Genomic DNA, 9,954 nt, shown 5'->3' with positions numbered 1-9,954 from the left:
GGTGACTTCGAGGAGGAGGCGTTGTTGGGGGTCGATGGCTTTGGCCTCGCGCGGCGAGATGTTGAAGAAGCCGGCATCGAACTGATCGGCGTCGTAGAGGAAACCGCCGTGGCGCACGGTGGAGGTTCCGGGTCGGTCGGTGTCGGTGTCGAAGAGGCGTGTCAGGTCCCAGCCGCGGTCGGTGGGGAAGGGCCCGACGGCGTCCCGGCCATGGGACACCAACTCCCACAACTGCTCAGGCGAGTTGATGTCGCCGGGATAGCGGCAGCCCATGCCCACGATGGCGATCGGCTCGTCGAGACCGGCCGCCGTGGCGGCGTGAGCGGTGGTTGCTGCGCCGCCGGTTGCCACATCCGTCCGGGGGGCGAGTCGGTGCAGGAGATGGTCCGTCAGGTCCTGCGGTGTGGGGTGGTCGAAGGCCAGGGTGCTGGGGAGTCGGATGCCGGTGGCGTGGGTGAGGTGGTTACGGAGCTGGACCGCGGTGAGAGAGTCGAAGCCGAGTTCCTTGAACGCCTGCCGGGCGTCGATGAGTTCGGGGTCCGGGTGGGCCAGGACCGCAGCGGCGGAGGCCCGGACCAGGGACAGCACCTGCTCGGTACGCTCCTGCTCGGACAGGCTCGCCAGACGTTCCTTGAGTGAGGCGCCGGCGTCACCGCCCCCGCGCAGAGCATCAGCCGTTGAAGCGGTGCTCCTCGGACCGGCCGTGCGTGCGGGCGCCGGGACCCGTACGAGATCGCGCAGGAGCGGCGGCAGCGCCTCGTCCCCGGCCAGGGTCCGCAGTGCCGGAGGGCTGATGCGGGCGAGTACCGGAGCCGGTTCGGCTGTGACCAGCGCGGCGTCGAGGAACGCCAGCGCGTCGGTCGTCGCCAGGGGCGGAAACCCGGAGCGGGTGATGCGGGCGACGTCGGCCGCCGTCAGGTGGCCCGTCATTCCGCTGTGCTCGGCCCACAGGCCCCAGGCGAGGCTCGTTCCGGGCAGCCCCAGCGTCTGGCGGTGGTGGGCGAGCGCGTCCAGGCAGGCGTTCGCCGCCGCGTAGTTGGCCTGGCCCGGGGCGCCCAGCGTGCCGGAGAGGGACGAGTAGAGGACGAAGGCGTCGAGGTCGAGGTCGCGGGTGGCGTGGTGGAGGTTCCAGGCGGCGTCGGCCTTGGGCCGCAGTACGCTCTCCAGCTGCTCGGGCGTGAGCGAGGTGAGGGTGGCGTCGTCGATGACGCCGGCGGTGTGGATGACGGCCCGCAGTGGTTGCTCGGCGGGGACGGTCGCCAGGAGCGCGGCGACGGCGTCCGGGTCGGCGGTGTCGCAGGCGGCAATGGTGACCTCGGCCCCCAACGCCCCTAGCTCGGAAACCAGTTCGGTGGTTCCTGACGCATGGCGGCCGGAGCGGCTGGCCAGGAGCAGGTGGCGTATGCCGTGTCGACTGACGAGGTGCCGTGCGGTGAGCGAACCGAGGGTGCCGGTTCCGCCGGTGATCAGGACCGTCCCGTCCGTTCTGAGCGGCGCCGCGACGGTCAGGACGACCTTGCCGATGTGCCGGGCCCGACTGAGATGGCGCAGCGCCTCCCGCGCCTGCCCGATCGGGAACGTGCTCACGGGTGGCGGCAGCAACGCGCCGCTGCGGAAGAGCGGGGTGAGTTCCGTCAGGAGCTCATGGATCCGCTCCGGCGCGGTCTGTGTCAGGTCGTACACCCGGTAGTCGACTCCCGGGTGTACGGCGGTCACCTCCCGGGCGTCACGGATGTCGGTCTTGCCCATCTCGATGAACCTGCCACCGTCGGCCAGCAGCCGCAGCGACGCGTCGATCGCCTCATCAGCCAGGGAGTTGAGCACGACGTCGACACCGCGGCTCGCGGTCCGCTGCCGGAACTCTTCCTCGAAGTCGAGCGTGCGGGAGGAAGCGATGTGGTCGTCGTCGATGCCGAGGGCGCGCAGTGCGTGCCACTTGTGAGGACTCGCGGTGGCGTACACCTCGAGGCCCCAGTGCCGGGCGAGGTGAAGTGCCGCCGTGCCCACGCCGCCGGTCGCGGTGTGCACGAGTATCGACTCGCCCGTGTGCGCCCGCCCCTTGAGCGCTTCGTACGCCGTCAGATACGCGACCGGAGCGGCCGCGGCCTGAACGTACGACCATGCGTCGGGCATCCGCACCAGCAGGTGCTGGTCGGTCACGGCGACGGGGCCGATGCCTTGCGAGAACATGCCCATCACACGGTCGCCCGGGGCGAGTCGGCTCACCTCCGGGCCGACCTCCGTCACGATGCCGGCGCCCTCACCGATGACACCCTCCTGCCCCGGCACCATGTCGAGGGTGACCAGAACGTCACGGAAGTTCAGTCCGGCGGCCCGCACGTCGACTCGGACCTCACCCACCCCCAACTGCTCGGTGGCCCGCGGATAATCGACCGCTGTCACCCCGTCGAAGGAGCCCTTGCGGGTGAGGTCGAGCCGCCAGGCGGAGGAGTTGTCGGCGGGCGGGGTGACCGTGGGACCGGCGAGCCGGGTGAGGCGAGGGGTGTGGAGGGTGCCTTGTCGGATGGCGATGTGGGGTTCGTCGGCGGCGAGGGCGTGGGGGAGTGCGGTGGGGGTGTCGGGGTGGGTGTCGAGGTCGACGAGCGTGATGCGATGGGGGTGTTCGGACTGCGCCGTCCGGACGAGACCCCAGAGGGCCGCCTGGGCGGGATCCGGGTTCTCGCCGGGGTGGACGGTGGCGGCGTGCCGGGTGAGCAGGACGAGATGGCTGTCGAGGTAGCGGTCGTCGGCCAGCCAGTCCCGCAGCAGCCCCAGTACGTGGACGAGCACCTTGTGGATCTCGGGCGTGCCCTCCTGGCGGGTGTCGGTGGCGGCCATGAGCGGGACGAGTACATGGCGCGGTGCCGCGGTGCCGCCGTCGAGCGCGGCGGCGAGCTCCGAAAGGTCCGCGTGGTGGGCGTCGTCCGGGACGAGCGCGGCGGCCGGGTGCCCGGCGGAGGAGAGCGCCAGCCAGGCGAGGCCGGCCGGTCGCGCGGACGTGGTCGGCGCGGGACACTCGGTCCAGGCGATCCGGTGGAGCGGGGTGTACGGGGCGGGCGTGACCCGGGGCCGCAGCGTGACACCACCCATGGTGACGAGCGGGGTGCCGTCGGGATGCGCGGCGGCGAGCGTCAGGGCCTGGTCACCCGTGCGGGAGAGCCGGACCCGAAGGCTCGTGGCTGGAGTGTGCGGACTGTGCAGGGTGACGCCTTCGAAGACGTATGGCAGGGCGGTGCCGGTCTCGCCGGCGGCACCGTTCTCGGGGTGGAGCGCAAGGGGGTGGAGGGCGGCGTCGAGCAGCGCGGGGTGGATCGCGTGGGCACCGTCCGCGTCCGCCGAGGCCGGCAGGTCGATCTCGGCGTAGAGGTCGTCGCCGTCGCGCCAGGCGGCGGTCAGCCCTTGGAAGCTGGGGCCGTAGTGGTAGCCGCGCTGAGCCAGGGCCTCGTAGAAGCCGTCGAGGCCGACGGCCGTCGCGCCGGGCGGCGGCCACGCCGCCGCACCACCGCCGGGCGTGGCTCCGCCGGCGGCCTGCGGGGCATCCGCGGAGAGGGAGGCGGTCGCGTGGTGGATCCACTCCTCGCCGTCGTCGTGGGCGCGGGAGTGGAGCGTGAGTTCACGCAGTCCGTCGGCATCTGCCTCGGCCGCCACGAGATACACGTCGTAGGTGGTGTGGTCGGTGAGGGTGAGGGGGGTGTGGAGGGTGAGTTCGTCGATGTGGGGGTGGCCGAGGTGGGTGCCTGCGTGGAGGGTGAGGTCGACGATGGCAGTGGCGGGCAGGAGTGGGGTGTCGTGGATGGTGTGGTCGGCGAGCCAGGGGTGGGTGGTGAGTGAGATCTGTCCGGTGAAGAGGGTGGTGTGCTGGTCGGGGAGGTCGAGGACGGCGCCGAGCATCGGATGTCCGGCTGCCGCCTGGCCGAACGCGGCGGGTGTACTGGCGCCCGTACCGTCGGCCGACGGGGTCAACCAGTAAGAGCGGCGCTGGAACGCGTACGTCGGCAGCGAAAGTCGGAATCCGCCACCGCTCCGGCCGCCCTCCATGGGCCAGCCGATGGTGTGGTGGTGAGTGTGGAGCTCGGCGAGTGCACCCAGGAAAGCACGGTGGTCGTCGCGGTCGCGGTGCAGAGTGCCGGTGACGAGCGGCGGGACCAGGGCGGTGCCCTCACCTGTCGGGGCTGCCGCGGCGGCGTGCTCCTCCCGTTCGGTCTCCTCCCGTTCGGTCTCCTTCCGTTCGAGCTCCTCTTCGGCGCGGGCGTCGATGGTGTCCTGAACGGCCGGCGTGAGCACGGCGTGCGGGCTGGACTCGACGACGGTGAGGAAGCCGTCGCCCAGCAGAGCGCGTGTCGTCGCCTCCAGCTGCACGGGCCGGCGCAGGTTGCGGATCCAGTACTCGGGGGTGAGCTCGGCTGTGTCGAGGCGCGTGCCGGTGACCGTGGAGTAGAACGGGATGCGCGCGGGCTGCGGGCTGATGTCGGCCAGCTCGGCGATGAGCCGACCGCGCAGCTCGTCGATGTGGTGGGAGTGCGAGGCGTAGCTGACCGCGATGCGGCGCGCCGAGATCTCATGTTCCGTGCAGTGAGCCATGAACGCGTCCAGGGCGTCGGCGTCACCGGAGATGACCGTGGCGGCGGGACCGTTGACGGCCGCGATGCCGAGGCGTCCCTCCCAGGGAGCAAGAAGCTCTGTAACCCGGGACGTGCCCAGCGGCAGTGAGGCCATGCCGCCACGCCCTTCGAGCGCTGTGATGGCCCGGCTGCGCAGCGCGATGATCCGCACCGCGTCGTCGAGGTCGAGTGCGCCCGCGACATGCGCGGCGGCGATCTCGCCCTGCGAGTGGCCAAGCACCGCGTCCGGCCGCACTCCATGGCTCTCCCAGTGACGGGCGATGCCCGTCATGACCGCGAACAGCGCCGGCTGTACGACATCCACGCGCTCCAGGCTCGGTGCCCCGTCCGTGCCGAGCAGAACGTCGGTCAGGGACCAGTCCACGTACGGAGCGAGGGCCAGCTCGCACGCGGAGATGTGTGAGCGGAACGCGTCGGAGGAGGCCAGCAGCCCGCTGCTCATGCCGGGGTATTGGCAGCCTTGGCCGGGGAAGAGGAACGCGGTCTTCCCCATGGTGGTCTCCCCGGCGGCGGGAGTGGCACGCCCGGTGGTGAGCGCCGGGTGCGGCGCGCCATCGGCGAGGGATCCGAGCGCGGCGAGCGCCTCGGTCCGGTCGTCCGTGGTGATCACCGCGCGGTGGGTGAAGACCGAGCGGGCCGAGAGCGCGCGTGCGGCGGGTGCCAGTGCGGTGCCGGGGTGGTTGCGCAAGTGGTCGCGCAGTCGCACGGCCTGGGCGGCCAGCGCCGTGGGCGTCTTGGCGGAGAGAGTCAGCGCGACCGGCGCGGATGCCGGCTCCGTCTCCGGTGCCTGATCCGCTCCGGTGGTGGGGGCTTGTTGGAGGATGACGTGGGCGTTGGTGCCGCTGACGCCGAAGGCGGAGACGGCGGCGTTGCGGGGCCGGTCGTGCTCGGGCCAGGGGGTGGCCTCGGTGAGGAGGGCGACATGCCCGGTGGTCCAGTCGATGTGGGGGGAGGGTTTGTCGGCGTGGAGGGTGGGGGGCAGGTGGTCGTGGTTGAGGGCTTGGACCATTTTGATGATGCCGCCGATGCCCGCAGCCGCCTGGGCATGTCCGATGTTGGACTTCAACGATCCAAGTAGTAGGGGGTGTTGGGGAGTGTGGTGTTGTCCGTAGGTGTTGAGCAGGGCGTGGGCTTCGATGGGGTCGCCCAGGGTGGTGCCGGTGCCGTGGGCTTCGACCGCGTCGATCTGATCTGCGGTCAGGCGGGCGTCGGTGAGCGCCTGTTGGATGACCCGTTCCTGCGCAGGCCCGTTGGGTGCGGTCAGTCGGCTACTGGCGCCGTCTTGGTTGACGGCGGAGCCGGGGATGACGGCGAGGATGTGGCGGCCTTGTGCGGTGGCGTCGCTGAGGCGTTGCAGGACGATGATTCCCGCGCCTTCGGCCCAGCCGGTGCCGTCGGCGTCGGCGCCGAAAGCTTTGCAGCGTCCGTCTTCGGCAAGCCCCCGCTGGCGGCTGAACTCAAGGAAGACCGCGGGTGTGGGCAGCACGGCGGCGCCGCCCGCGAGCGCCATGTCGCACTCGCCGTTGCGCAGGGCCCGGCAGGCCAGGTGGACGGCGACCAGCGAGGACGAACAGGCGGTGTCCACTGTCATGGTGGGGCCCTGCAGGCCGAGCGTGTACGCGATACGGCCCGATGTCACGCTCCCGGAACTCCCGGACAGCAGATACCCCTGGTACTCCGTGGGCGCGTGCGTGGCGCGCGGTCCGTAGTCATGCGCCGAAACCCCGGTGAAGACACCGGTGTTGGAATCCGCCACCGTCCTGGAATCCGGATCCATCCCGGCATTCTCAAGCGCTTCCCAGGCCACCTCCAGGAGCAGCCGCTGCTGCGGGTCCATGGCTTGCGCCTCGCGGTGCGAGATGTTGAAGAAGTCGGCGTCGAACAGGTCGGCGTCGTAGAGGAAGCCGCCGGATCGGGTGTACGAGGTTCCCGGGTGGTCCGGGTCTTTGTGGAAGAGGTTGTCGAGATCCCAGCCTCGGTTCGTCGGGAACTCCGCAATGGCGTCCCGGCCCTCGGCCGTCAGATCCCAGAGATCGTCGGGTGAGTTCACGCCGCCCGGGAAGCGGCAGCCCATGCCCACGACGGCGATCGGCTCATGGGCGCTGTTCTCCATGTCCTGCAGGCGTTGACGCGTCTGATAGAGGTCCGTGGAGACCCGCTTGAGATAGTCGACGAGCTCTTTTTCATTCGCCATCGGAAACCGCCTCATGGGAAATATGGAGGGTGTCACTGAAGTCGTTGCTGCCGCTGAACTCGCGGTCGATGAACCGGAGTACTTCGTCCGGCGAAGCGGAGCGGAGTTCATCGGCCACCTGCTCGCCGGTCGGCTGACCGGGTTGATTCACCTGATGCGTCGGCTCGTTGCCGAGGGGCGAGGCTGCCTCGAATGCCTGGAGCAACGAGCGCAGTTGATCCCTGATCTCCACACGCAGGGCACCGTCGGTCACGGGCACCGAGGACAGAGAAGAATCAAGTTGGCGGAGATCACCCAGAACATCGTCCTGTCCGGGGCCTTCGCTCGTGTCGAGCGCGATCTGCCGCTGGAGATGGCGGGCGAGGGCCGCGGGGGTGGGGTGGTCGAAGACGAGGGTCGCCGGGAGGCGGAGACCGGTCTGGCCGCCGAGAGCGTTCCGCAGTTCGATGGTCGACAGGGAGTCGAGGCCCATGTCGAGGAACCCCAACTGAGGTGGAACGTCCGAGACATCGGAGTACGCCAGGATCTCCGCGGTGGTCCGCCGCACCAGGCCGAGCAGATGCTGTTGCTGACCAGCCTCGTCCAGTTCGGCGAGCCGGGAGACGAGGGACTCGGAGGTCGTGGCGGCTGCCGGGGAGCCGATGGCCGAGCCCGGAGCGGCCTGGCGCGGGCCGCCGCGTACGAGATCGCGCAGGAGCGGCGGAAGGCTCCCGTCGTCGGCCTGTGCCCGCAACGCCGCCGAACTGACCGCGGTGCTGATCACCACGGGATGCTCCGGGACGGCCAGCGCGACGTCCAGCAGATCGAGCGCGCCGTCGGCCGTCAGGGGCGGGAACCCGGTACGGGTGATCCTCGCGACATCCGTCTCGGAGAGCTGCCCGGCCATCCCGCGACTGTCATCCCAAGGACCCCACTCGATGCTGGTGGCGGGGAGGCCTTGAGCGTGTCGGTGGTGGGCGAGCGCGCTGAGGTAGGCGTTGGCGGCGGCGTAGTTGGCCTGCCCCGGCGAGCCGAGTGTCGCGGCGAGTGAGGAGTAGAGGACGAAGGCGTCGAGGTCGAGGTCGCGGGTGGCGTGGTGGAGGTTCCAGGCGGCGTCGGCCTTGGGCCGCAGTACGCTCTCCAGCTGCTCGGGCGTGAGCGAGGTGAGGGTGGCGTCGTCGATGACGCCGGCGGTGTGGATGACGGCCCGCAGTGGTTGCTCGGCGGGGACGGTCGCCAGGAGCGCGGCGACGGCGTTCGGGTCGGCGGTGTCGCAGGCGGCGATGGTGACACTGGCCCCCAACGCACCGAGTTCCGAGGCGAGTTCAGCGGCACCCGCCGCATGGCGGCCGGAGCGGCTGGCCAGGAGCAGGTGGCGTATGCCGTGCCGGCTGACGAGGTGCCGTGCGGTGAGCGAACCGAGGGTGCCGGTTCCGCCGGTGATCAGGACGGTGCCCTGAAGGTTCCAGGCGGTGGTGATGGGCGCATCCGGCGTGGAGGCATGGGGGAGTCGGGCGAGGCGGGGGACGTGGAGGGAGCCCTGCCGGACGGCGATCAGCGGCTCTCCGGCGAGCTGGTCCCCGGCCGCGTTGGCTGTCGACGTGAGCGCGAGGGCGTGAGGGAGTGCGGTGGGGGTGTCGGGGTGGGTGTCGAGGTCGACGAGCGTGATGCGATGGGGGTGTTCGGACTGCGCCGTACGGACGAGACCCCAGAGGGCGGCCTGGGCCGGATCGGGGTCCTCGCCGGGCCGCGCGGCGACGGCACGGCGGCTGACGAGGACGAGGCGCGTGCCGTTGTGACGCTCATCGGCGAGCCACTCCTGCAGGAAGACGAGCGCTCGGCCGAGTACGTTCCTGAGCTCACCGCCGGGGCCAGCGGCGGGAGGCGTGGGTGTGGACTCGGCGGAGGGAAGCAGGGCAAGGACCGTCCTGGGGGCGGAATCGGGAGCGACTGTCCCGCTCTCCGCGGTCTCGAGAAGAGCCGAGAGCTCGCCGAGATCCGCACACCGGCGGTCGGCGGCGACCAACGAGGCGAGCGGGCCCTCCACGTCGCCGCCGAGGCTGAGCAACGCGTCGGGGTGCACGGCGGTGGAGGGCGCCAAGACGGTTGTCCAGGAGACGTGGCGGAGCGTCGCCCGTGCCGGGGCACTCTGCGGCCGGAGGGTGAGCGAACCGATCGAGACGACCGGTGAGCCGGACGTGTCCGTCGCATTGAGGGCGAGAGTCTGCGGGCCGGTCTTGGTGAGCCTGACACGCAGGGAAGATCCGGCGCTGGTGGCGTGCGGGGCATGGAGCGTGACGTCCTGGAAGACGTACGGCAGGGACGTCTGGCTGGTGGCACCGTCCTCGGGGTGCAGGGCAAGGGGGTGGAGGGCGGCGTCGAGCACCGCGGGGTGGATCCCGTAGTCACCCTCGGCGTCCTGACCCGTTTCGACTTCTCCATCGGTCGCGGCGCGCAGGTCGATCTCGGCGTAGAGGTCGTCGCCGTCGCGCCAGGCGGCGGTCAGCCCTTGGAAACTGGGGCCGTAGTGGTAGCCGCGCTGAGCCAGGTCGTCGTACGCCGACCCAAGATCCACGACTGAGGCGCCGACGGGCGGCCAGCTGCTCGAACTCTCCGGGGCATCGGTCGAGTTGGACGACGGCTCGGTGGCCGTGACGGTGACGCTCGCATGGTGGGTCCACTCGACGTCATCGGCGGACCGAGAGTGGAATTCGAGTGTGCAGTAGCTGCCAGATTCGTCCTGGGTGGCCAGAAGGCGCAGATCGTAGGTGGTGTGGTCGGTGAGGGTGAGGGGGGTGTGGAGGGTGAGTTCGTCGATGTGGGGGTGGCCGAGGTGGGTGCCTGCGTGGAGGGTGAGGTCGACGATGGCGGTGGCGGGCAGGAGTGGGGCGTCGTGGATGGTGTGGTCGGCGAGCCAGGGGTGGGTGGTGAGTGAGATCTGTCCGGTGAAGAGGGTGGTGTGCTGGTCGGGGAGGTCGAGGACGGCGCCGAGCATCGGATGTCCGGCTGCCGCCTGGCCCAGCGCGGTGGCCGTGCCGACGGGCTTCGTGATGGACGGTGTGACCCAGTAGGGCTGGTGTTGGAAGGGGTAGGTGGGGAGTTTGGTGGGGGTGGTGGGTTGGTGTGGGTTGTTTAGGTTCCAGTGGGTGGTGTGGTGGT

General features: G+C 70.7%; 2 protein-coding genes. Both read right to left on the bottom strand.

Translation table 11 applies throughout. The features are described 5' to 3' along the window. Positions 1-6,816, bottom strand: a 6,816-nt coding sequence (locus tag AC07AG_RS42510; RefSeq protein ID WP_478762562.1) for an SDR family NAD(P)-dependent oxidoreductase, incomplete at its 3' end; no start/stop codon positions are given. Next, positions 6,806-9,954, bottom strand: a 3,149-nt coding sequence (locus tag AC07AG_RS42505) for a type I polyketide synthase (RefSeq protein ID WP_478762560.1), incomplete at its 5' end; no start/stop codon positions are given. The genes AC07AG_RS42505 and AC07AG_RS42510, both read right to left, overlap by 11 nt.

The organism is Streptomyces sp. NPDC044044 (genome assembly GCF_056434405.1).
The sequence above is the reverse complement of the archived record's forward strand: the minus strand, read 5'-3'. Positions and strand labels throughout refer to the sequence as shown.